Origin of the sequence: Pontibacter sp. 13R65 (genome assembly GCF_047525655.1) — a bacterium.
Taxonomy (GTDB): domain Bacteria; phylum Bacteroidota; class Bacteroidia; order Cytophagales; family Hymenobacteraceae; genus Pontibacter.
Map to the genome: position 1 here is coordinate 275043 of NZ_JBLIQL010000002.1, position 25539 is coordinate 300581.

The following is a 25539-nucleotide window of genomic DNA, read 5'->3' on the forward strand; positions in this document are numbered from 1 at the left end:
TTATATCTTTAAGTTACTACTAAACGATCTGTATAACTGCCTCAAAGTTAATTTATCAAATAAGAACCTAAAACCCACACATCTGATCCCAAAATAAAAGGTTTGTTTGATTGCTTTTCGATCTTCCAGAATAGTGGCATAATACCTCATTTTGCTCAATTTTTTGCGCACTGCATTAATATAAAGTTTAGTATCCTTTTTACTTAATTTAATGTCTTTTATTAATTCCACCCATTTATTTAAACTAAGTAAGTGGTTTTGGTACATCTTTAAATAATTTCCCTTACTATTATTAGCATGTGACCTAATAAGTACATCGTTAGAATTAACAATAGAAAATTTATACCCGCTCAAGGCACACCTAAACCAAAGATCCATATCTTCACAACCCCACAATTCCTCATCCCAACCTCCTACTGAAATTAGAACCTCTTTTTTAAGTAAAACCCCACTTGGACTAAAATAGGTATCAAACCAAAAATCAAATGGTATTATCGGCTCTCTATTTATCTGTGGATTTAATATTTTATTTTTCCCATCAAACCAAACATATTGAGAAGTAACTACATCAGCATTTTCAGCTTGCATTAATTTAACCTGCTTCTCAAGCTTATCTATTTTCCATAAATCATCTGCGTCTAAAAACGCCACAAGATCACCTTTAGCCTCCATCCAACCTTTATTCCTTGCTTTAGATGGCCCCCCATTTACTTGCTGCAAAACTTTTAGGGAAGAATATTTTTTAGTTAAAGAATCTAACAGAGCAATAGAATTGTCTGTAGAACCATCATCCACAACTATACATTCAAATATTCTAAAGCGTTGAATATATACACTTTCTATTGCCTGAACTATGTATCTTGCATTGTTGTAATTCGGTATTACTACACTTACACAATGATCTTCTGTTGTCATTAGAGGAATATTACAAAAATCTTTTCAACAAAAAGCGATAGTTAATCATACCACATTTATGAAATTTTCGAAATCTACAAATTTAAAATCATGTTTAATTTAAGAACGAATGAGATTATTTTAATGTCAAATTTCGAAGTCAAAATTAATATGGGTTAAGAACGACCCAGGCTTCTTTCTGTAGCTTGTTAATTATCGGTTATATCTATCTATTATATTTTAATTTTCTTTTAAAGGTTTTAAAATTATCTTAAAGATGATTTTAAATTTTTCTCCAAAAGAAAAAGTGCCAACGAAAGGGAATTTTGAACTGAAAACTAATCTCAATGTGGAAAGGCTACGCCTATTATTAAAAATAACTGCTCTTTTCCACAACTCTTGTAAAAATTGTGCAAAGCATTGATCCGCAAACGCTTTAGTCTTTTGATTTGCACTCTGAAAATTAGAGATTAAATGGTATACCTCATCTAAAGTAACCTCTGTAGGTTTAGGTGCCCAAGTTAACAACCATAAATAAATATTTTTCTGTCTCTGCGTTAGCTCAAGCATTAACTCCTGTTCAACAAACTTTGTTCTGACAAGATTTGTATTTTGTATTTGGACATCCCTATATTTATAAGAGACTTGTTGATCATGAATCGTAACTTCATATAATATTTCAGGTAAATTAGCTAATTTAGTAACTTTAGTAAGTCTAGTTAACCATTCATAATCTTCGGCATGAGGAAATTCAGGATTATAAAAGATTTGATTTTTAGTGACAACAGATTTTCGTAGAATTGCAGTTCCATGAGAGAAATAGCAACCTCTAATAAAAGAAAATTTAATATCATTATGGTTATGAGGATACTTCTGCTGTACATAATCTCTCCCATTATTATACTCTAGCCAAGAGCCACAAATACCAACATCAGGATTTTTTTTCATAAAGTTTACCAGTTTAATAAATCTTTCTGGCAAACTATAATCATCAACATCCGCACGAATAATTAGATCTGTATTAGCGAGATTTATACCTAAATTAAGAGTATGTATTAGCCCCAAATTTTTTCTATTATAATGTACTTTAATTCTGTGATCCTTTTTGGAAGCTTCTGCAAGGACGGCAGCAGTATTATCTGTAGAACCATCATCAATAATTAGCAATGAAAAATATGGATAACTTTGACCTAGAATACTTTTTAATGCCCTCTCTATGAAACTAGCGCCATTAAAAACGGGGAGTAGTACTGTAATAAACTCCATTATTTATTATGAATATTCTTTGAAAACAATGACAAAAATAATGACTTCGCTGATGAATATAAAAGTTTCAATGAGACAAGATCTCTATCATATCTTAAAAATTTAAGAGCTTTTATAGCTAAAGAGCAGGCTTCTATATTTTTATTTTTTTTCAATTTATAATAAGAACATCTCTGATAATGCTGCATTTGTAAAGTAAAGTATAATTTCAATTCCATATTTTTTGCAGAGGTCTTACCTTCTCTTCTTTTTATGGCAAGTCCTATGACCTTCAAATGATTATCATGAGCTTGTAATGAATTTGAAAATAAAGAAATGCTTCCACTGTGCTGTCTATAATTGTACAAAGGTTGATTAATAAAGTGGACTGGGCCTGTTTCTTCTAATTTATAATATAAATCCTGATCAACAGCACTTATCAATGTTTCATCTATACCAATTGTTTGATCATAAAGAGCTTTTTTAAAAACAGCAAAATGTGATATTCCACCTCCCATATAAGATAGGTGTGACTCTCCATCAGGAATTGCACAATTATAGAGGCTTACCTTAATAGGTCGTAGATTTTCATCACAAAAAGTAAGATTAGAATAGATAATGCTATATAAAGGAAGATTAAAATGTGCCTTTACCATAATTGAAAGAGAGTCAGCTTCAATTGTATCATCAGGATCTAAAAAGGCACATAAATCTCCCTCTGCAAGATCAATACATCTCCTTTTTGTAAAACCACAACCTCTATTTTCAGGATTGTAGAAAACTTTTATTCTTTTATCTCCCTGAAATTGGTTATAAACAGAAACAGAAGAATCATTAGAAGCATCATCCACAATAATTACTTCCCAATTCTCATATGTCTGTTGTTTAACAGAATCTAATGCTTGATGAAGAAATTTGCCATTATTATAATTGGCAATTAATATAGAAACTTTCAAAACAAGGTATAATTTTATGGTTAAAATGTTATTTAAAAGTTCTATCCTACCAGTATATTAAATTATAGATATTAATTTATGGAAAGACTAATAGAAAAGGAAAAAGTAGCAACCACAATATGTTCCTTTTAATTCTGTTAAATAAAGTTTTGCAAAATTGTCCTATAATAAAAGCATGATACTCTCAAGCCTGCTGCATAAATGTTTATGCTCGTGTAACTGGGCTTTAGAAATACCAAAACAAATTTGATTTAAACGTATATCGTGATCGCCATCATCAAAAAATTTGGTTAGTAACTTGCTTGATATTTAGAAAACTATAACTTCTTTCAAAAAATTAAACTAATAAAGCATGAAAATTAATTTCTTTATAGATAGCGACATAATTTATAAGAAATGGATATGTGAAATATTTATGATATTGTCCTCTAAACCAAAAAACCGCAGAGCGCTTACATAATATTTACAATACTTAATTCCGAGGAGTATGACGTCATCTATATTAAAGGTTCTTAATAAACCATATTTGCTTATGGTGAAACCATTATTCAGAAAAAGTTAATGTTTACCTGAAGATAAAGAATTATCTATAACTTAAAGTATCTATAACTTCCCTCCACATTTCATTAGTAGAGGACTTTAAATTATCGATTGTACTTTTCGTGCACACTACATTTTTGTACTTGTCAATATGTTGCATAGTATCGGCAAGATCGTTGTCAAGATCTAAAATAGCATGCAAACAGTTATACTGTTTTAACAATTCTACATATTTATGTGACCAACTTGTGCAAAAAGTAGGAATACATTGATTAAGTCCGCTCGCAACTCCATGAAACCTTGATGAGATTAAGATTTTTACATGACTTATCACAGCTTTTATTTGTAAAGCATCTAAACCATCAACAATATCTACTTCTGTATTTAAAGCCTTAGTGATACTTTTTATTAAGTTTAGATCATCTTTTCCTTCATGATTTAAAAAAATAACTTTTTCTCCATTTTTTATGAATTCATTAGCCATGTCAGATAAAAAGGTAATATAATTCGTCTTTCCCGAATTACTATGGGTAACCATTTTCGAATTTGGAATAAAGCAAATGGAATCCTTAACTCTTTGAAATAAAGATAAAGATACATCGGAAGTAAGAAGTGATGTAAAATCGGGGGCTAGCCTTATTTTTGGCTGTTCACCAAATATTTCAATTAAATTATTATAGGAGGTAGTATCTCTTGCATATATAAGATCTGCACTTTCAAAAACAATTTTAATTAAAGCTTTTGATAGAGGTAAATCAAAAGGGCCAAAGGCTTGTGGTAAAAAAATAATTTTAGCTCCAATGCTTTTAAATTTATTATAATAGGAATTTAGTTCTGAAATACTTTTCTCACTATATATGTCTCCCCATTGATCGCCAAATTGAAATCCTCCTGCATCAAGCAGTACATTGATTTCCTCATGTTTAACAATACCAAAAGGATCTAATCTTTTTTGAGGCATTACATCTTCTATTCGCAGCTTAAACCTCTGAAAACTAAACTTTTGATACATACCTGCACGTCTTATTTGTTCAGGGGTAGCTGGGCCTCTACCAAAAACAAATTTAGGCTGAAGTTGAGATTCATTCTTTAATCGGTCAATAATTGACCAAAGCATTAATTCAGCTCCTTTATTTCTAAAACCGACTTGATCAATTTGAATATACATTTTATTCTAATTTTAAATTTTTGATAAAATTGTATTTATAGACTTTTTTTGTGAGAATGGGATTTGTCCATCTTCTAAAGGAAAACCTATTGAGATAAACATTACACATCTTTCAAAGGGTGAAAGTTGCAAAAATTTATCAAGGCTTTTCTCTCTATATTCAACATCAGGCCAATTAATTGGACAGGAAGATAACCCCAGTGTTTCAAGAGCGAACATAAAACTCATTGCTGCCAAGCCTCCGTCAATATATATAATATGACGGTCCCTCTCATCGGAATAAGCAGAAAGATCTCCGATGAGAATAGCCATCATCGGAATATTATGCGAAAATGTAGAAGTCCCCATAGGAAGATTTGCAGCTACTTTAAGCATCTCAGGGTCTTCAATTATTACGAATCTAAATGGCTGTCGATTGCAGGCACTAGGTGAATAGAGAGTGGCAGACAAAGCCTTATCGATAAGTTCATGTGGTACTTTTTCTTGTGTATACCACCTTATTGATCTTCTTTGCATACACAACTTGTTAAATTGCTCATAAGAAATATCAGATAAAACAGAATCTTTTCTTGCAAAAGGTAATGAGGGAACAGTTCCAGTATCGTGGAATTTAAAAGAACCTTCTAAATCTAAAAACTTTTTATTTGCTTTCACGACAGAAGATGTTTGCTCTACAATACTAAAATACTTACTTAAAACATCTCTAGCCCATTTAACAGTTTTAAAATCAGCTGATGATTTTAACATGAACTCATAAGAACTCACTGTTTCTTCTATATAATCTTTTGCAAACGAATTTCTTAAAGGCATTGTTGTCAGCCCCTTCTCCAATCGGTGGATATTTCTTCTAAGTGTAGCATCAAAAGACAAGCTATTATCATCCTTATTAATATGAGCAAGTTTTGCTTTTAGAACACTATAGTGTTCCCGATCAAACTTATTACTAAAGGCGAAATAATAGAAAGAACTTCTTCGAGGAGACCTAGTAGACCAAAATAATATTTGACTACTATACTTCGCAATTATGGTACTATAGAAGTTTCTAACCCTCCAGGAAATTTTCTTCTTTAAAGAATTAAATATCATCATATTAAATAACAGACCATGATTGATCTACTAATACTTTAGACTCCCTAGGATTAGGCAATTTACCATTACCAAAATAATCACCATTTTCTACAAAAAGCGCCACCGCATCTTCTATTCTATGGAAGGGCCTTCCATCAACATGAAGTGAAAAGTTAACAGTGTATTTCCCTTCAACTAAAGGCAACCTAGGAATTTTGCATTGAATAGTTCCAAATTTTTCTGTTAAGAAAGTATCAAAACCACCATAAATAGAACCTAAATGCAATATTTTATCGCCAAAATGGTTATAGACTCCAACATGTAACGAACATTTAAGCCCAAGCTCTTTCGCTCTGTATTTCACAATTATTGTTATGTCCTGCCCAGTCATTACTTGATTATTTATACTATCATTACTTTCAATAAAGGCTGACTCTATCCAAACATAATCATTAATAGCATCTGGAGAAGCTTTGTAAGAAGTGGATGTATCTTTGGTATTTAATGAAAGATACTGACTTATAGCCTCCGCAACAGTATGGTCTGTATGCACTTGCCCATTTGACATCAATATTCCTCTTGTACAAAGAGTTTGAATAGAGGCCATATTATGACTGACAAACAACACTGTCCTTCCTTCACCTTGCGCAACATCCTGCATTTTACCAATTGCTTTACTTTGAAATTCAGCATCACCAACGGCTAAAACTTCATCAACTATTAGGATTTCGGGCTCTAAATGTGCAGCTACAGCAAAGGCCAGACGCACCCGCATTCCAGATGAGTATCTTTTAACCGGAGTGTCAATATAGCGTTCTGTCCCAGAAAAGCTTATAATTTCCTCAAGTTTGGAACGTATTTCTGCTTTAGTCATTCCGAGAATTGCCCCGTTAAGAAAAATATTCTCACGGCCAGTTAGTTCTTCATGAAATCCTGTCCCTACTTCCAACAAGGAGGCTATTCGCCCTCTTGCTTTTATGGACCCAGTCGTAGGAGATGTTACTCTGGATAACAACTTGAGTAAGGTTGATTTGCCAGCACCATTCTTTCCAATAATACCTAGCACCTCCCCTTGCTGTACTTCAAAATTAATATCCCGAAGTGCCCAAACATATTCACTATTCCCCTTTGAGGTTCGGTCATTTGTCTCACCCACTTTAAGATAAGGATCTTCTTTACCTCTTACCTGATGCCACCATCTATTTAAATCATGAGATATTGTACCTGTACCCAATACACCCAACCTATATTGCTTAGACAGGTTCTCCACTTTTATTGCTGTACTCATAACTATTTAAACAGTATCCATAAATGATTTTTGCACTTTATTAAAAATTACCAGCCCTATAAAAAAGATGACAATAGTGAATAAAGTAGAATACACCAGGTAATTAAGGTTTAGTTCACCTGCTCCCAAGAATGCAAATCTGAATGTTTCGATAATGCCAGACATAGGATTTGCAAGAATTATGAACCGATATTTTTCTGGTAAAGAAGAAAGGGGATAAATAACCGGAGAAGCATACATGGCTAACTGAACGCCAAACGTAACCAAAAATTTCAAGTCTCTGTATTTGGTGGTCATGGAAGATATTAACATTCCAAAACCCAACCCCAAGGCAGCCATTAAAATTATGAGAAATGGCACCAACAAAAGATAAAAATTCGGTTGTATCAGATCTGTAGTAACCAGATAGTAAATGAAAACAACTAAAAATAATGCTAATTGAACTCCAAATTTAAGCATATTTGAAAACACAATTGACAAAGGAGTTATTAACCGAGGGAAATATACTTTCCCAAAAATATTAGCATTCGTTATGAAAACAGTAGAGGTAGTATTTAAACATTCAGCAAAATAATTCCAACTGATTATTCCTGCCATATAAAAAAGCAAAGGAGGTACTCCATTTGTAGATATTCCAGCCACTCTTCCAAAAACAAAGGTGAAAATAATGGTGGTAAATAGTGGTTGAATAAAAAACCAAATTGGTCCCAGAATTGTCTGCTTGTAAACTGCTACAAAGTCTCGGCGTACAAATAACTGTAACAAATCACGGTACCGCCAAACTTCTTTAAGCTGTAAATCAAAAAGACTGGATCTAGGTTCAATAACCAATGTCCAGTCTTCTTCTTCTTCTTTCATTAGTATTGCTGTAAAACTGTTATTTATTTTTTGGACTTTAACTAAGTCACAAAAGTAACAAAAATGATTCACAAACTATACTATTGAACATTAAACTTAAATTAACATGTACTATTCGTGATAGTTTAAGATTCTATGCCCTCCTTCAGCCAAATAAGTATCGCGTTTAAAAAGTTCGATGTCAGATTTCATCATATCTTTTACTAAAGCAGCTAAATCATAGCTAGGCTCCCAACCGAGTTTAGTTTTTGATTTAGTGGCATCTCCAATCAGCAGTTCCACCTCTGTAGGACGGAAATAATTCGGATCAACACACACTACTTCCTTTCCAATTTCCACCTGGTATTCCGGTTCAGTACATGCCTTTACAAAGCCCTTCTCCTCAACTCCTTCACCTGTGAACTCAAGGTCAATTCCAACCTCGGCAAACGACATTTTCACAAAATCTCGCACTGTGGTTGTTACGCCGGTAGCTATCACGAAATCCTCGGGAGTGTCTTGCTGCAAAATACGCCACATGGCATCTACATAATCTTTAGCATGTCCCCAGTCGCGTTTAGCATCTAAATTTCCTAAATAAAGCTTTTCCTGCAGACCCAAAGCTATTCTGGAGGTAGCCCTTGTAATTTTACGTGTCACAAAAGTTTCACCTCGCAGCGGTGATTCATGATTAAACAGAATACCATTGCAGGCATACATGCCATAAGCTTCCCTATAGTTTACCGTAATCCAATAAGCATACAGTTTGGCTACGGCATAAGGTGATCGTGGATAAAAAGGTGTCGTTTCTGATTGAGGCACTGCCTGTACCAAGCCATACAGTTCTGAAGTTGAAGCTTGGTAAATACGCGTTTTCTCAGTTAAGCCTAAAATTCGTATTGCCTCCAGGATCCGCAGTGTTCCCAGCCCGTCAGCGTTGGCCGTATATTCTGGCGTATCGAAACTTACCTTTACATGGCTCATGGCCGCCAGGTTGTAAATCTCATCTGGCTGTGTTTCCTGAATGATTCTTATAATATTAGTAGAATCAGTCAGGTCGCCATAATGCATTTTGAAATTCACATTCTTCTCGTGCGGGTCCTGGTACAAGTGATCTACACGGTCGGTGTTAAAAAGGGAACTACGACGTTTCACACCGTGAACCTTATATCCTTTGCTTAGTAATAGTTCAGCTAAATAGGCACCATCTTGGCCTGTAATGCCAGTAACGAGGGCTGTTTTCATTTTATCTTAATTAGAAATTCAAAATTAGAAATTATGTTTATTGATTGGGGGCTGCTGTTGATCACCAATATTGAGATTTACATAGTAACTCGTCAACTTAAGCTTCTCTAAGATTTCTTATTTATGCATTAGGTAAATAATAGTTTCCTCAACAAGCTCGGAATGACTTTGGCAATAGTTAAAAAAATTTGCGGTTGTCTGATCCTCCCCTCAAACCAAGGAGGAGAATTAGGTTAGCAGTTCCTAGATTATCTTAACAGAAACTAAATGATCTTAATATCTAGCACATCAACCTTAAACCCTTAGCACATCAAACAGCGGTTACATACTTTTCTTTGAAGTCGGCGTAAGCCAAGGCAATGCCATCTTTTAACTCTGTTTTGTGCTTAAAGCCTAACTGGTGCAGTTTTGACACATCCATGAGTTTGCGCGGGGTACCATCGGGTTTGGTGTTATCGAAAACAAGTTCGCCTTCGAAACCAACCACTTCTTTAACCAACAAGGCCAGCTCTTTGATGGTCACATCCTCCCCCGTTCCGATATTCACCAGCTCACGCCCACTATAATTCTCCATAAGAAAGACGCAGGCTTCTGCCAGGTCATCCGCGAACAAAAACTCTCTTCTGGGGCTGCCTGTGCCCCATACGGTAACAGAAGGAGCACCGTTGTCTTTTGCCTCATGAAATTTCCGAATAAGCGCCGGCAATACGTGCGAGTTGTTTAGGTCGTAGTTATCGTTATAGCCGTACAGGTTGGTGGGCATAACACTGATAAAATCACAGCCATACTGATCGCGGTAAGCTTCGCAAAGCTTGATACCGGCTATTTTAGCAATGGCGTAAGGCTCATTTGTCTGCTCAAGCGTACCCGTAAGTAGATAGTCTTCTTTTAGTGGCTGGGGTGCCATTTTGGGGTAAATACAGGAAGAGCCCAGAAACTGAAGTTTTGTGACCCCATGCACGAAGGCTGCTTGGATAATATTAGCCTCAATCATAAGGTTGTCGTACAGGAATTCGGCCCGATAGGTGTTATTGGCCTGTATTCCTCCAACTTTAGCAGCAGCCAGGAAAACGTAATCAGGTTTTTCGTATTCAAAAAAGCTAAGAACGGCCTGCTGATCCCGAAGATCCAGCTCCTTTGATGTTTTTGAAATAATATGGGAATAACCATCCTGCTCCAGCTTGCGACAAATGGCAGAGCCCACCATTCCCCGATGCCCAGCAACATAGATTTTAGCACTTTTATTCATAGATAATTAGGGTAAAATATTGTTCATAGGGTATCCTATATAAAATGTTCCTTCGACTGTAACGGAAAAACCCATTTGAGGTTCTGTGTTTTTATTAATCTGAGAAATTTTAAAATCCACTTGTTAGTTCAACTTACTCAATGCAGTTTTTATGGGACTATGGCAAAAACATATCAGAACAAAATAACTTGGGACTCCTCCACCGACAGACTTCCTGATTCAATAAGTTAAGCAGGTAATAGTTTATTAAGCATCACAAGTAAACTGCAAACTCAGAATATATGGGTAGAGAAGAAATGGTAAAAGAATCACTCCTAACTCCCAATGTCGCCAACTTAAGAAAGAAAAAATTTGGGTTCAATGACGTTTCAACCAACAGGAGAAATCTGAGTTTTTAATAGGATGAGCCATATAGCATAATTACTGCCGCTGGTCGAAGTGGTACAAATTGATGAGGTCGCCAATACCCTTCCTCTATAATAGTTTGTGAGTGAAAGCAAGTTTGAGTATAGACATCATTGCTTGAGTATTCTATTCCTCAGCCTCTGCCCTCCTTCCTTCCATTACTTGGTGAGTGGCATTAAAATTTTTAAAAAACATTAGGCTTAGTGTACCGAAAAAAACTCTGCAGTTTCTAATGTTTGATGATATATAAGGTCGTTTTACATGAAGACACTTCGAAAGAAGAATAATTTGAACTGGTTGTTGGCGCAACAAAAAGATTGTCACCCTACCATTATCAAACCAGCCGTTTCCACCAAGGTTTGATCTCCACGTCTTCGGCATAGTAGCCATAGCCGTAACCATAGCCGTAGCCGTAGCCGTAGCCGTTTTTGGCAAAATTTACATCATTAAACAAAATAGCTAGATTTTTTAATTTTCCTGCCTCGTATTGTTGCTGAATCTGCGTCAAGAACAGCATAGGAGTGTAATCTTGCCTAACCATATAAATATTGACATCAGCAGTTCGCATCATCTCTAATCCATCAGAAAGAATACCAACAGGCGGAGTATCCAAGATAATATAATTAAATTGCTCTTTTAAAGTTTTTATGAGTTCAGAGTTACGTTCGCTTAATAGAAGTTCAGATGGATTGGGTGGAATATCCCCGGAGGGCAAAACGAACAAATTTTGTACCTTTGATTGAAATATAACCTGGCCCAAATTTGCCTGACCAGCTAGAAAATTACTTAATCCAACATGTGATTGAACCCCTAAGTCAGAATTGTCATTAGGCTTGCGCATATCTGCATTTACTAGCAACGTTCTTTCTCCCGATAATGCTAAAATATATGCTAGGTTCTTTGCAGAAAAAGTCTTTCCCTCCCCGCTTATTGAGGATGTTATTACAATAATTTTACCATCCTCAGTTTTTGAGGTAACCATAAACTTTAAATTAGAACGAAGGGTACGGAAAGCTTCAGCTAAAGCTGTTTTAGGATTTTGCTCTATAAGAGATTTTTGTTCTTTTTTATTGTGACCTATCATTCCTAACAATGGAATAGTTGTTAATCTCTTAAGTTCATCAGCTTCACTAATCTTATTGTTAAAAAAATTTTTAATAAAAATAAAGGCAATTGGTAATGCGAGTCCAATTAGTATGGCTGTAATATAGTTCTTACTAGCAGTTGGAGCTAGCTTAGTTGAAATTTTCCCTTCATTAATAATAGTTATGTCTGAGAAATTGGCAGCCTTTGCAATACCAGTTTCGGCTCTTTTTTGAAGCAGGAATACATATAAATTTTCGCTCAAGTTATATAATCTTTGAATATTAACCAGTTGTCGCTCTGCAGATGGAATTTCTTTTAACAGTCCCACTACCATATTCATCCGTTCATTAACATCCTTAAGTTCAATGTTATTAGCTACAACCGCATTATTAATGCTTTTAAGCAAGTTTGGGATAAGTTCGTTTAATTCGCGCTTTAGTTCCTCCAGCCTTCGGGCTTCAATTGGATTTGATAAAGTTCTACTTTGCGACATAACATCAATCTGCACCTGCAAATCTAGAAGTCGAGTAATATGAGAATTTAAAACATTATCAATTATACCAAAACTCGAAGGAACAATCACATCATTGTAGTCTTTTCTGGTATTTATATAATCAATTAAATAATCATAATATTTTTGATTAAGTAATAAGGCAGCTTTAGTAGATTGTAACTCCTGAAGCTGTACATCTATAGTCTTGCCACTGTTACGAATATCAAGAGAAATATTGTTTTTCTTAAAGTCTTCTAACCTAGATTCAATAAAATAAAGGGAATCGGAGATTTGCAGTAATTGATCATCAATAAATTCAACCGTATTTTCAGCTTGTGTATTCTTTATGGCTAAATTATTCTCCCGGTAACTTTCCATATGTGCATTTAAGAATTCAACGTCCTTATGGGGTGTTGGACCTTTAAGCTTTAGTACCAGTAGTGCAGAAGCATCTTTTGGGAAAGAAACATCAAGAGCATTAGCATAAAATTGAGCTAAATTGCTTAAATTATTAACTTTGAACAGCATCTGTTCTTCTTCCCCACCTTTTAAGTTGAGCAGATCAATCTTAAACTTGAAGCCCATCAAGGTATATTGGCGACCGGACACAAAAGCCTTATCTTCTGTAATTTTTTGCCACTTAGAATTTTCACTTGTCAAAGTATAATGCTCATTATCCTTAAAGTTAATAGTAAACATTACACCATAGGGAACTTCTGAATCTGCATCAAATTCTACCTTAAAAGCGTTTTCTTTATATACCTCTGTTAACTTTACATTACCTTTCTTATAATAGCTAATATTAAAATCGAGCTTTTGTAATGTTTTAAGAGACAAGGCTTTACTTTTGAGTATAATCGCCTCATTGGATAGATTTTGGCTTGACCTGAACATCTCAGAATTTGCCATAACTGCCGATGCTGAAATACTTTCTGTATTTCCTGCCCCTACCATTACCGAAGATCTAACTTCATAAATAGGCTCTGTATACCTGTTTATAAAAAATGCTATCACCAGAGCGATTATAACTGAGCCTATAATAAGGTACCAGTAAGCTAGAAGCTTGTTTACTAGCTTCTGAATATTGAGACCCTGAGGTTCTTGTTTTGAATTATTATTTTCCAATTTGAAAATTAAATCTACGAGTTTAACTCTTTAATATTATAATCCCAAAAATTTATTTAGCGAGTAAATCTCCAGATTAATAAAGAAATAGAAGATACAATTGAAAGCACCATGGTAAAATTCTGCACAATATTTTCTCTAAAGAACCTGGCTGGCAAAGGATCAATAACTATCATATCATTAGGTTGAATATAATAGTTTTTCATACCAATAATATCTTCTTCTAGCAAACTCAATGTATAAATCCTTGCCTGCCCTTCCTCCTGCCGTATTAATCTGATTTGGCCTCTGTTTGCATAGGGTGTCATACCTCCAGCATTTGCCAATGCTTCCATTAAGTTAATGTTATCTTGAAGAGAGGTAAACTGCCCTTGCCTTTCTACTTCACCAACTATAGTATACTTAAAAGTCAACAAGCGTAAATTAACTGTAGGATATTCAAAATAAGGAGCTAGAGCCGCCGTTACCTTTACTCTTGCCTCAGGCATACTCAAATTCAAAAGGTTTACATCTCCAATCACGGGTAAGTTCAAATTTCCACCCTCATCTAAGGTATAACCAGTGAGCAGAGGATCCGTTGCCGTACCGAAAGTTGTAGCCGGAGCTGCCAAGAAGTTATTTTCAGCTGGAGTAGTGGTCCGTATCTGAAGCGACAGCACATCCCCGGGCTTCAGAGTATAAATTGGTGGCTGCAATTTAATTGTCTTCAGCAACTCATCAGCCTCTCCCTGATCTTTCACATTCGCTTCTTCCTGTAATAATTTTATTTTCCGTTGCGGTACACAGCCTCCGATCATCAGAAGGGCGACAAAGAAACAGATAAGGGTAAGAGTAGGGCGCATTTTCTCTATTTTGCACATTGCTAAATAAGAACAAGTTAGCTAAAACTGACGATTAATTCATTAATCTGAAAAGGCGAAATTAGGAAATAAATTAGGATATGCTTCACCTCCTGCTAAAAATTAATTTACTGAAACTCATATTTAAATCCGTTGTTGATTGAATAAATAAACTTTGTTACTGGTACAATTGGTTCATCTTCGAAAGTAAAGTTAAAATTGGTGCGAAGGCTTAACTTTCCATAAATCTTTACATCAAAACCTACATCGCCGCTTAACCTGTTTCGGAGCCTGCTAATGGCCTTATCGTAGCCGGTTTGGTAGTACACAATGGCACTTGTGCTGACAAGATCGTTTAGCTTGGCCCTTATGCTAGTGTAATTGGTACTTTTCAGGAGGTCAGAGGTTTGGAACACACCATCTCTGTCTGGGTCTTTCCAGGTTTCGTGCTCGTGCATCAGGCCGGTGCCGGCATACAGCTGCACCGCATCGTTCCGGAGCAGAGCAATCCGGACGCCAGCCCCGCTCAGGGTCCGCAGATCCAGGCCGCGCGCCTGGTCGTTTTGCAGCTGCACAAACAGCTCATATGAGAGCTTTTGCTTGCGATGCAGGTTAATCCTGAAATGTGTGAACCCGTTGCTGGCAACTGTATTCCTGGTCTCCCTCGAGGAGAAATTCACTAAGATATAGTCGTAATTGTTCAGCAGCATATAAGCATGTCGTCTCGAAAAGTAGCCGATATCACCTGTAAACGTTAATTGCAAAAAATTATTGGGGTTGTCGCGACCGGCATTCCGGTTGTACATCGAAAAGTTCAGTCCTGCACTGCCCGTAAAATAATTAGCTGAATCGCGCTGGAGCCTTGCCCGTTCAATATTCAATATTTGAGCCTCTGCGCTGGAAGCGAAAAATGAAAATACAAATAAAAATAGAAGTAGCTTTGAGAAGAAATAAAACTGTTGCATTAGCTGTAGGTGCCTCCGTTCTGTTAACAGGTCAGCAAAGTTTGCTGCAAATTGATAACTTATATCTAATCTTAAGCCTCGGAGACTATTGATGTTTATTTTTAAATAATGTGCTTGCGAGGCTAAAGCTATAACTAAAATATTTGAGTTGCTTAACAATTAGCACTCTAATTTTACAATATTAGGGTGCTAATGGAGCATAGGAAGACCACTTTATCCAGAGGGAAAGCAGGAATTTTCACTTTCTGCCCTGGTAGACATAAAGTAGGAGAACTAATTGGATATCTATGTGCAATGTCTTCAGTTTGAAACCTGGTGGTGTTTTTTCTCTACAAGACTTTTTCCTTGAAAAATTAGAAATCAGATGTCTTCCTTACCTTTGCTTTGTCTTTACCACAAACACTTTTTATCATGTCAGAACGCCCTGCCCTTATTCAGACTACTGCTAACCATATTCAATCCCTCCTTTCCGGTGAAGGATCGGGCCATGACTGGTGGCATATCTACCGGGTTTGGCAAAATGCGAAGAACATAGCAAAAAATGAGCAGGCGGACCTGTTTATAGTGGAATTAGCCGCTTTGCTACACGACATCGCCGATCATAAATTCCATGGCGGCGACGACACTGTCGGACCCAGAGTTGCAAGAGAGTGGCTGGAGTCGCTTCAAGTAGAAGAACCTGCTATTCAACACATCTGCCTTATTATTAAAGAAATATCTTTTAAAGGTGCTGGCACCATTTCCGCTATGAGTAGTCTGGAAGGACGCATTGTGCAGGATGCAGACCGGCTGGATGCCATTGGCGCTATCGGTATAGGACGTGCTTTTGCCTATGGCGGGCACAAAGGCCGCGAAATGTATAACCCTGAGATCAAGCCAATCCTGCATGATTCTTTTGAAGCGTACAAAACTGCAAGCGCTCCTACTATAAACCATTTTTACGAAAAGCTCCTTCTTCTAAAAGACCGTATGCATACAACTTCGGCAAAGGCTATGGCAGAAAAGAGGCACCAGTTTATGGAGGAATTCTTAGAGCAGTTTTACCAGGAATGGGAAGGAAAGTAATGTAATCTCGCCGTAGGGTATTGTTTTGTATCTTTAAACCCTAGCCTGCTTTTACCCTATTTAATTTTGGAAGGTCATTTTCATTAGAATAATTTAGTCCCCTCCTATCATTGAACCACTATTTCGCGACCGGATTCTTCTGCGACAATTAAAATTAACTATAATTTAACCATCAACAACAGACCGCCACCACCACCTGCTCTAAAGATATTTTAGTAAATTGTCTCCGCTTATTCTAATAGTTAGGCCAACGCAACTACATATCTATGGAAATACCTTTATTATCAGACATTGTAATTATACTTGGCTTGGCCGTGGTGGTAATCCTTCTGTTTCAGAAGTTTAAGCTCCCCACCATTCTGGGATTTTTGGCTACAGGTGTTATTGCCGGTCCTTATGGGCTTAGCATTCTGTCGTCTATGCACGACATCGAGGTACTGGCCGAAATCGGAGTTATTCTGCTGCTTTTCATTATCGGGATGGAGTTCTCACTGAAGAGTCTGGCCAAAATAAAGAAAACAGTTTTACTGGGAGGTTCTATTCAGGTGGCCGCTACCATTGCGCTGGTGGCCGCTGCTGTCTCCGCTTTTGGTTTTGGAACCGGTCCCTCTATATTCATGGGCTTCCTGATAGCCTTGAGCAGCACGGCTATTGTGCTGAAGCTACTGCAGGATAAGAGCGAGATTAATAGTCCGCATGGCAAAGTCGTGCTGGGCGTTCTCATATTTCAGGATATTGTGGTGGTGCCGCTCATGCTCATTACTCCCTTACTGGCCGGCGGAGAGGACAATATTGTTCTGGCGCTTTTCTGGATGATTGCCAAAGGGGCCTTGGTTGTGGTATTTGTTTTGATCAGCGCGCGCTACCTGGTACCAAAGCTGCTCGACATGGTGGCACGCACCCGGAGCAAAGAACTTTTTATATTGTGCGTAGTTGTAATTTGCTTTGCCGTAGCCTGGCTTACTTCCAGCCTCGGTCTTTCCTTAGCCTTGGGAGCATTTATGGCAGGCCTGATCATATCAGAGTCTGAGTATAGTCACGAAGCCACCAGCACCATCCTGCCTTTCCGGGAGATCTTTACTAGCTTCTTCTTTATCTCCATCGGCATGTTGCTCGACTTCCAGTTTATGTTGACGCATCTCATTGTCGTGCTGCTGTTAACGGCTGGCACTTTCCTGATCAAGGCGCTTGTCGCTACGGTAGCTGCCAAAGCGCTAGCCTTTCCCTGGCGCACTTCCTTGCTGGTAGGCTTGTCTTTATTCCAGGTAGGTGAATTTGCGTTTATTTTGTCTAAGGCGGGAATAGAACATGGCTTGCTTTCCAATGAGGCTTACCAGTATTTTCTTTCTGTGTCGCTGCTTACCATGGCCATAACTCCCTTTATTATTAACTCTTTCCATAGCATTTCCTCAAGAATCAGTTCTTTGTTGCCTAAACAGTCTGCTTCAGAAGAATTAGCGGCCAAGGCGCATCACGACGACGCGTCTCACCCACCCCTGGAAGATCATATTGTGATAATTGGCTATGGCATAAACGGGCGCAATGTTGCCAAAGCTGCCAAACACGCCCAAATTCCTTATGTAATTGTGGAGCTGAATGCAGCCACCGTTAAGACCGAACGCGACTCCGGAGAACCTATTTTGTTTGGAGACGCCGTCCATGGCACCATTCTTTCGCATGTGAGCATAGAAAAGGCGCGTGTAGTAGTAGTGGCTATTTCTGACCCCATGGCCACCAAACGCATCATCGTGTCTATTCGCCAGATGAGCGACAAGGTGCACATTATTGTTAGGACACGCTTTGTACAGGAAATGGAAGAAAACTTTAAACTTGGAGCAGATGAGGTAATTCCGGAGGAATTTGAGACATCCATCGAAATATTTACCAGGGTTCTTTCTAAATACCTGATGCCCCGCGATTATATCCAGGTCTTCACCAATAGCATTCGAGCAGACAACTACGACATGCTCCGTAACATCTCAAGCGCTCCATCCACACTTTCTAATTTAATTTCGGACCTGCCCGATATAGAAGTTGCTACACTGAGGATTCATACAGCAGACCCTACTATTGTAGATAAACCTTTGATAGAAGCAGCTATCCCTAAACGGTTCCAGGTTACGATAGTAGCTATAAAGAGAGCAACTGGTGAGACTATCTTAACGGTAAATGCCAACACCAAACTGAAGCAGGAGGACATCATATATGTGGTAGGAAAACCCCGCGACGTTACCCGCTTCGATAATTACCTGCGCCCTGAAGAATCGGAAACAAGTTTTTCAGTATCAGCATAAGGAGAACAAGTGATCTGATATAAGGAAAAGGATGCTGCACCCTCAGTAGCTTCTCCTCTTGTGTCTATGCATTGGCTCTAAATGACTCATTTATGCCAATACTCAAATTGAATAGATTAGAGCAATGATGATCTTAAAAAAATCTACGCTAAACTTTAAAGTAAATGATCAGGGGTATTTAGAAATGATGGGCTCTACCTGACGATGAATTTTTCTGTAGCCTGCCTGGAAGTTATTGATAGCTCCTTCTGTCCAGCCTCTCCATAGTAACTGGTTGGAGGCAGGATCTACCATATCTATAATAAGGGTGCCTTGTTTAAATAGGTCCACTGCCCGGTAACCTGGTATACCTGTGTTTTGGTAAGTATACCTGTAACCTGCCATGTGCGCATAACTATAGCCAAATCCTTCAGCAAAGTGAGATGGAATGTCTTTTTCCCTGGGCACCGACACGCTAACATCGTAAGCCACCAGCACATCGGGGTTAGCTGTTGTCTTTGTCAACCCTTTCTTCTTTAACTCCTCCTCAATTGCCGTTCTTAAGTGCTGATCCAGCTCCTTATCAAAACCCTTTTCAAAGTCTGGATCCTGCACCGGTTGCTCCAGGTACCAGTTGTACGTAGTATACCGGCCTGGCTGAGAACCTGAAGCTGAAATAGTGTGCGTGGAAACAATACCGGATGTAGCTACACACCCTGAAAACAGGGCAAGTATAAAAGCCGATAGCAGAATGGGTAAAGCTTGTTTTTTCATAGTAGTAGAACCTGGTTGTGCAGGCCTCCGGAGCAAAATAACAGAAGTCGGTGCCTGAGCAGCCAAAGGTAAAAAAGTTATGAAAAAGTAGCTGCTCCAGAAGCCTTTTTTCTGAAACGAAAAAACAAGCGGAGCGTTTATCCTATAGCCCCACTGAAGAGCGGAAAGCTTCCTATGTAAAGCTGAATGACACCGTAGCACCAAAAGGAAATTACGCTAATGAAAATGCCCTTTCAAAGGCATTTTGGCGTACTTGAGGCAAAGGCCTTTGAGCAGTTTGATAATGAATAAGACAGCCAGGCGAAGAAATATTCCCTCTGCTACATCTGTTCCGAGGTCTTAAGCCACATCTTCACATTAAAGTTTAAGTTTACAGGTCTAATTAACTAGTATTAAAATATTAAACACAAAAAACAGCTATATAATAAACATCTACTTCTATGAACATTACAAATATGACTCAACATTTACCCTCTCCGCAACCGGCATGGGTAGTGAGATTTGCCCGGGTGGGTTTAACCGCCAAAGGCGTTATTTACTGCCTGGTGGGCGCACTGGCATTTATGGCTGCCTTTGAGTTAGGAGGAGGAAACCAGGAAGCTGGAAAACAGGATGTTTTCCAGTTAATTCTCCGGCAGCCTTATGGACAGGCATTGCTGGCACTAGTTGCACTCGGAATGGCTTGCTACATGGCCTGGCGCCTGATTCAAGCAGTTAAAGACACAGATCACAAAGGTTCTGATGCAAAAGGATTAGGTACACGCATCGGCTATGCCTTTAGTGGGCTTGTGTATGGCTTTTTTGCTTTTTATGCCGCCAGATTGGTGATAGGCTCTGGCAGTAGCAGCAACCAAGGTGAAGATTCCAGACAAACGCTGGCAAGAGAACTCCTGGCGCAACCATTCGGACAGTGGCTCGCAGGCGCAGTTGCTTTAGGTTTGTTGTGGATGGGCATCTACCAGTTTTACAGAGCCTTTTCGGGCAAATACAAGAAAAAGATAAAAGAGACTGAAATTAAACCGGAAGTAAAAGGCATGCTCATTAGAGCCGGAAAGGCAGGTTATGTGGCCCGTGGTGTCGTGTGGTTGGTCATTGGCTATATGTTTCTGAAGGCGGCGCTGGAAGCAAACTCAAATGAAGCTGGTGGTAGCCAACGCGCCTTTCAGTTTCTGGAAAACTCCAGTTATGGCTCCTACCTTCTTGGAATTGTGGCACTAGGTCTTATTTGCTACGGCGTCTTTATGTTTGTGAGGGCCAAGTATGAGGTAATCCAGACTCAGTGAATATACCTACCTAAGTAATTAACGTACAATAAGATTTAGAGCACAACCTAAACAGGTAATTGAAGTAAGGAGCTTTACTACCCCAATTATTCAAATAAAAATGGCCTTCCGGAGGTAAATTAATCTTTTTTACCTCCAGGAGGCCATTGCTTTCCTACACTTTTTAAAGCTACAAAGTATACCTTCCTGGCCGTCTCTTCCTAAGTTTGCAATTTCGTGCTTAGTTGCTATTTTTTCAGACCTAAATAGTACTATCTTTGGCATTTAGAATAGTATCCGTTAGTGGCATTCATGAAAAATACGACTTTTAAAATCTTTATTCTCGACGATGATATATGGTATAGCGACTTATTGGAATACCACCTGTCTCTTAACCCCGATTACGAAATCCGAAAGTTTCATGCTGCCAAAGATTGTCTTGCTGCGTTGCACGAACGCCCAGATGCGCTAACGCTGGATTACTCTCTTCCCGATAAAAACGGGTCGGAGGTGCTTAAACGAATAAAGGAACAGAGCCCTGATACCCAGGTGGTCGTTATTTCAGGTCAGGAAGACGTAGCCACGGCTGTTGACCTGCTAAAAAAAGGCGCTTACGATTATATAGTTAAAGACGAGGACACGCCTGAGCGCCTCTGGAACACCATCAATAAAATACGCGAGAACACCAGTCTCCGGCAGGAGATAAAGCAGTTACGCGAGGAAATTGGCCAGAAATACGATTTTGGCAATGTTATTATTGGTAACAGCGAAGCTATTAAGCGCTTGTTTGCCATGATGGACAAAGCGTCTAAAACCAATATAACTGTTTCTATAACAGGTGAAACCGGTACAGGAAAAGAACTTGTTGCTAAGGCAATACATTATAACAGCCCCCGCAAAAAGCAACCCTATGTGGCCGTAAACGTGGCTGCCATTCCTAAGGAATTGATTGAAAGTGAGCTTTTTGGGCATGAAAAAGGAGCTTTTACCGGTGCCATGTCGCGGAGACTAGGCAAGTTTGAAGAAGCCAACAAAGGCACCATTTTCCTGGACGAAATTGGCGAGTTTGACATTAGCCTGCAGGCAAAGCTACTTCGAGTACTTCAGGAGAAAGAAATTGCCCGCGTTGGCGGGAACTCGATTGTGCCGGTAGATGTACGCATTATAGTAGCCACGCATAAAAACCTGGCAGAAGAAGTGCGGAAGGGAACTTTCAGGGAGGACTTGTATTATCGCCTGCTCGGCTTGCCGCTTAACCTGCCACCTCTGCGCGATCGTGGCGGCGATGTGCTGGTACTGGCAAAGCATTTCATAGAAGCCTTTGCCAAAGATAACGGGCTGGGCCGCAAAATGCTTTCTTCAGAGGCACAGGAGAAGCTTCTCTCCTATTCGTTTCCTGGAAACGTGCGGGAGCTAAAGGCGGTGGTAGAACTTGCGGTGGTGCTATCAGATGATGAGGTCATTCAAGAGTATCACATTAACTTCCAGGCAAACAATAGCTCCGACAAGGATTTCCTTTCCAAAGAGCGATCCTTGAAGGATTTTAACAAAGATATCATTCAGCATTTTCTCGATAAGTACGATTATAATGTACTGCTGGTGGCCGATAAGCTGGACATTGGCAAATCCACTATTTATCGGATGATTCAGAATAAAGAGATATATGTAAAAAATTAAATAAGATGCTTATTTAAAGCAATTTATACTAAACTACAGTATCAGTACTTGAACTTAACAATTTTTGATCTTAGCACATTTCTATTGCTCTAAATTTCCTTAATCAACCATATTTCAACCCTAGATCCCATAATTACCAGCTGTTACGGTTGGCTTACTATTTTTTATCTCTATGCACACTATCACCCCTTTGCCCGACAACGCTGAACCATTGTACGACCTCACCATGATCCAGAAGATGGCGCGCGGCAATGAAGCTTTTCTAAAGAGAACAAAGCAGCTCTTTGTAGATACTGTGCCGCAAACAGTATCAGAGCTACAACAGCATTATGCAGCAGCAGATTGGGATGCTGTAAGCTCCTCTGCACACAAATTAAAAGCAACCATCGATGCGCTGCGCATAGAATCTCTTAAAACAGTGGTCCGCCAGATCGAATCAGATGCCAAACAACAAGTTAACCTGGCGCAGATGCAGACCAGCGTAGAATTTCTGACTTATATTATGGGCCAGGTTATTAATAAGTTTCGGGAGGAATTAACAGAGGGCGTATAAGAGTAGTCTGCAGCGTCTGGAGTGGCTGCTTCTGAAGGCAACTGCAAGCTCTGATGTGGCCCTTTCTTTGTCTAAGCTTTCTCAAAGGAATGTCCGCAATTGCTGCAGAAATTAGCATCAGGAGCATGCCCCTCCTTGTGGCAAGACGGGCAGACTTTGGTATTGATACTTAATTTTTCGATGTTAGCCAGTTCCACCGATACTATGCCTGTAGGTACGGCGATAATGCCATAGCCCATTATCATAACAAAACTCGCCAGAATCTGACCTAATGGCGTGGCCGGGGCTATGTCGCCATACCCTACCGTGGTAAGCGTAACAATAGCCCAATAGATGCTCACCGGAATGCTGGTAAATCCTCGCTCAGCGCCTTCTACAATATACATTATAGACCCTATTACCACCACCATCGTAAGCACGGCACCCAAGAAAACTGTAATCTTGGTTAGAGAGGCACGCAAAGCCTGCGTAAGGATCTGCCCCTCATTTATAAACCGGGTAAGCTTAAAAATACGCGCCGCCCGGAGCAAACGCAAAACTCTTACTACAGCAAAATACTGAGAACCCAGCACAAAAAAACTGAGGTACGTTGGTACAATAGACAAGAAATCGACAATCCCGAAGCCTGAGAAAATATATTTAATAGGCCTGGGTGAGCTGTAAATACGGAGTATATATTCTATTGTAAAAATAATAGTGAAGAACCATTCCAGGATTCTAAAATAGTCGAAGTATTCACGGTGCAGGGCTACCACACTCTCCAGCGACACCGTGAGCACACTCAACAGAATCATCAGGAGCAGCAGCACATCAAAGTTTCTACCTCCCGGTGTTTCTGCTTCAAAAATGACAGTGTAAATCTTCTGCCTCAGGCTTGGTTGTTTACTCATCTTGGTTTAAGAAAATTACTGCTTACCTGTAGGTGAAATAAAGAGTGTGTCATGTAACAAATTATTCTAATGAATTTGCCCTTCCAGAGGCAAAATTAGTTAAAAGTGTTATAGGTTCCCGCACTTTTTAAATTAGTTAAAACACAAAGAATCATCAATATAATGAGCCAATCCTTTTCTAACTCTTGAACTTCCATAGGGCACCTGCCACATGTACTAAAACCGAGAAACCACCTGCACCGAATCACGGTTTAGCTTTCGGGCAATAAAAGAGCTGATGCGGCTCTCGTGTTCCCGCACACTGGCCGCATTCAGTTTAGCTGCCTGCTTTGACTGCCCTGGCTTTGGTTGAGGACTCTGCCAATCCAGCATCACCAGCACTACGGTATCCTGTTTCTGCTGTTCAGAAGCCACCACCATCTCTCCTACCTGAGCCTTCGAAATTTCCGGGAAAAGCAGTTTAAGATCGGAAGTTGCCTGTCCTGATGTATACACCTTGGCCTCCTGCCTGTGGATGCTGTCGAGGCGCTGGCTGTGCAGTTTCTGTATCTCTACCGTCTTCAGGAAATCTCGGGTAAGGTTATTGGTGATCTGAGAGGCCATCTGCTGCACATCCTCCGCCGATACATCCAACTGCACCACCTTTACCCTGTAATCTCCAAGCGAGTTCTTCTGGAGTACACCGTTATAATGCCCCACTAAGCCTTCTTCCAGCTTGTTGCCCACACTGTAGATCTTCACCACATTCAGCGAATCGGTGTTGGCTATCTCCCACTTCAAAATTTCGTTGTTCCGGCCGGCAAAGTCCTTCACAATCAGGTTTTCTATTTTCTTTTTGGTCTGGAGGTCTTTGTAAATGTTATACAGAAAGTAAACACTTGGCAGCACAACAATAAACAGAATAACGCCCATAATCCGAGCCACCTGCCGTTCCTTTTGCTTATCGAGGTAATGCTTTACCTCAAACTTCAGGTATTTAACGATCAGGAAAGTAGCCAGGCTGATAAACACGGCGTTTATAAAGAATAGGTAAAACCCGCCGAAAAAGTAATTGAATTTGCCCATAGCCAAACCGTAGCCAGCCGTACAGAGTGGCGGCATCAGGGCAGTGGCAATAGCTACACCAGGTATGGCATTCGACTTATCTGACCTGGAAATGGATACAATACCGGCAACACCGCCAAAGAAAGCCACCAGTACATCGAGTAAGGTAGGTTGTGTACGAGCCAGAATTTCGTTCGTAGGCTCACCTAATGGAGTTAAACTGAAATAGAACGTGCTTACAATAAGTCCTGCAAGTGCAGCTAGTGCGAGGTTTTTAACCGAAGCCACCAGCATCTCCTTATCGTTGATGCCTACCGATAGCCCTACGCCCAGTATAGGCGACATAAGAGGCGATATGAGCATGGCTCCTATAATTACTGCTCCGGAGCTTACATCGAGGCCAATAGAAGCCAGCATAGCCGAACAAATCAGCATCCAGGTGTTGTTCCCCCTGATTGGAGTTTTATCGTAAATCTCCCTTATTGTGCCTTCTTCATCAGTTTCGTGCTGTATGTTTAGAACGCCATCCAGCGTGTTCTTCAGGGATTTAAGAAGCATAAAAGAGTAGCAGTTTTTAATAAAGCCGTAAAAATAGCCT

The 25539-nt window shown here is 39.1% G+C and carries 20 protein-coding genes; 5 read left to right on the forward strand and 15 right to left on the reverse strand.

The window, feature by feature from the left end; genetic code table 11:
* The 12 genes from ACMA1I_RS03675 to ACMA1I_RS03730 form a co-directional block, all read right to left on the reverse strand.
* Positions 1 to 915, reverse strand: coding sequence for a glycosyltransferase family A protein (locus ACMA1I_RS03675; RefSeq protein ID WP_337066932.1), 915 nt, complete (start codon positions 913 to 915; stop codon positions 1 to 3).
* A gap of 219 nt (positions 916 to 1134) precedes the next feature.
* Positions 1135 to 2160: a glycosyltransferase family 2 protein gene (locus ACMA1I_RS03680; RefSeq protein WP_337066933.1), complete on the reverse strand. Its 1026-nt coding sequence runs from the start codon at positions 2158 to 2160 to the stop codon at positions 1135 to 1137.
* Positions 2160 to 3095, reverse strand: coding sequence for a glycosyltransferase family 2 protein (locus tag ACMA1I_RS03685; RefSeq protein WP_337066934.1), 936 nt, complete (start codon positions 3093 to 3095; stop codon positions 2160 to 2162). Before ACMA1I_RS03685 ends, ACMA1I_RS03680 begins: the two co-directional genes overlap by 1 nt.
* A 583-nt stretch (positions 3096 to 3678) precedes the next feature.
* Positions 3679 to 4803: a polysaccharide pyruvyl transferase family protein gene (locus ACMA1I_RS03690; protein ID WP_337066935.1), complete on the reverse strand. Its 1125-nt coding sequence runs from the start codon at positions 4801 to 4803 to the stop codon at positions 3679 to 3681.
* A 12-nt stretch (positions 4804 to 4815) separates the two neighbouring features.
* A complete protein-coding gene (locus tag ACMA1I_RS03695) occupies positions 4816 to 5892 on the reverse strand; it encodes a nitroreductase family protein (protein ID WP_337066936.1) in 1077 nt (358 codons plus the stop codon).
* A gap of 1 nt (position 5893) precedes the next feature.
* A complete protein-coding gene (locus ACMA1I_RS03700) occupies positions 5894 to 7159 on the reverse strand; it encodes an ABC transporter ATP-binding protein (protein WP_337066937.1) in 1266 nt (421 codons plus the stop codon).
* 6 nt (positions 7160 to 7165) lie between these two features.
* On the reverse strand, positions 7166 to 8017 hold the full coding sequence (locus tag ACMA1I_RS03705) for an ABC transporter permease (RefSeq protein ID WP_337066938.1): 852 nt from the start codon (positions 8015 to 8017) through the stop codon (positions 7166 to 7168).
* A gap of 111 nt (positions 8018 to 8128) precedes the next feature.
* Positions 8129 to 9241, reverse strand: coding sequence for a GDP-mannose 4,6-dehydratase (gmd, locus tag ACMA1I_RS03710; protein WP_337066939.1), 1113 nt, complete (start codon positions 9239 to 9241; stop codon positions 8129 to 8131).
* Positions 9242 to 9551: 310 nt separating this feature from the next.
* Positions 9552 to 10490 (reverse strand): GDP-L-fucose synthase, encoded by a 939-nt coding sequence (gene fcl / locus ACMA1I_RS03715; protein WP_337066940.1) that lies wholly within the window; start codon positions 10488 to 10490, stop codon positions 9552 to 9554.
* Positions 10491 to 11229: 739 nt separating this feature from the next.
* Positions 11230 to 13599 (reverse strand): polysaccharide biosynthesis tyrosine autokinase, encoded by a 2370-nt coding sequence (locus ACMA1I_RS03720; RefSeq protein ID WP_337066941.1) that lies wholly within the window; start codon positions 13597 to 13599, stop codon positions 11230 to 11232.
* A 56-nt stretch (positions 13600 to 13655) separates the two neighbouring features.
* The gene (locus ACMA1I_RS03725; protein ID WP_337066942.1) at positions 13656 to 14459 is read right to left on the reverse strand and encodes a polysaccharide biosynthesis/export family protein; all 804 of its coding nucleotides are present in this window, start codon (positions 14457 to 14459) and stop codon (positions 13656 to 13658) included.
* Positions 14460 to 14566: 107 nt separating this feature from the next.
* The gene (locus tag ACMA1I_RS03730) at positions 14567 to 15319 is read right to left on the reverse strand and encodes a DUF481 domain-containing protein (RefSeq protein WP_337066943.1); all 753 of its coding nucleotides are present in this window, start codon (positions 15317 to 15319) and stop codon (positions 14567 to 14569) included.
* 495 nt (positions 15320 to 15814) lie between these two features.
* On the opposite strand from ACMA1I_RS03730, the gene ACMA1I_RS03735 reads away from it, so the two are divergent.
* Together ACMA1I_RS03735 and ACMA1I_RS03740 are read left to right on the forward strand one after the other, a co-directional pair.
* Positions 15815 to 16468, forward strand: coding sequence for an HD domain-containing protein (locus ACMA1I_RS03735; RefSeq protein ID WP_337066944.1), 654 nt, complete (start codon positions 15815 to 15817; stop codon positions 16466 to 16468).
* Between the two features lie 266 nt (positions 16469 to 16734).
* Positions 16735 to 18762: a cation:proton antiporter gene (locus tag ACMA1I_RS03740; RefSeq protein WP_337066945.1), complete on the forward strand. Its 2028-nt coding sequence runs from the start codon at positions 16735 to 16737 to the stop codon at positions 18760 to 18762.
* A gap of 168 nt (positions 18763 to 18930) precedes the next feature.
* Here the strand turns inward: ACMA1I_RS03740 and ACMA1I_RS03745 are convergent, their stop codons facing one another.
* Positions 18931 to 19515 (reverse strand): DUF4136 domain-containing protein, encoded by a 585-nt coding sequence (locus tag ACMA1I_RS03745; protein WP_337066946.1) that lies wholly within the window; start codon positions 19513 to 19515, stop codon positions 18931 to 18933.
* Between the two features lie 440 nt (positions 19516 to 19955).
* Between ACMA1I_RS03745 and ACMA1I_RS03750 the strand changes: the two genes are divergently transcribed.
* The 3 genes from ACMA1I_RS03750 (at position 19956) to ACMA1I_RS03760 (ending at position 23007) form a co-directional block, all read left to right on the forward strand.
* The gene (locus tag ACMA1I_RS03750; RefSeq protein WP_337066947.1) at positions 19956 to 20798 is read left to right on the forward strand and encodes a DUF1206 domain-containing protein; all 843 of its coding nucleotides are present in this window, start codon (positions 19956 to 19958) and stop codon (positions 20796 to 20798) included.
* A gap of 291 nt (positions 20799 to 21089) precedes the next feature.
* A complete protein-coding gene (locus tag ACMA1I_RS03755; protein WP_337066948.1) occupies positions 21090 to 22454 on the forward strand; it encodes a sigma-54 dependent transcriptional regulator in 1365 nt (454 codons plus the stop codon).
* A 172-nt stretch (positions 22455 to 22626) separates the two neighbouring features.
* Positions 22627 to 23007: an Hpt domain-containing protein gene (locus ACMA1I_RS03760; protein ID WP_337066949.1), complete on the forward strand. Its 381-nt coding sequence runs from the start codon at positions 22627 to 22629 to the stop codon at positions 23005 to 23007.
* A gap of 71 nt (positions 23008 to 23078) precedes the next feature.
* On the opposite strand, the gene ACMA1I_RS03765 is transcribed toward ACMA1I_RS03760, so the two are convergent.
* Together ACMA1I_RS03765 and ACMA1I_RS03770 are read right to left on the reverse strand one after the other, a co-directional pair.
* Positions 23079 to 23897, reverse strand: coding sequence for an ion transporter (locus tag ACMA1I_RS03765; RefSeq protein WP_337066950.1), 819 nt, complete (start codon positions 23895 to 23897; stop codon positions 23079 to 23081).
* 216 nt (positions 23898 to 24113) lie between these two features.
* Positions 24114 to 25499, reverse strand: coding sequence for a TIGR00341 family protein (locus ACMA1I_RS03770; protein WP_337066951.1), 1386 nt, complete (start codon positions 25497 to 25499; stop codon positions 24114 to 24116).
* Between the last annotated feature and the right edge of the window lie 40 nt (positions 25500 to 25539).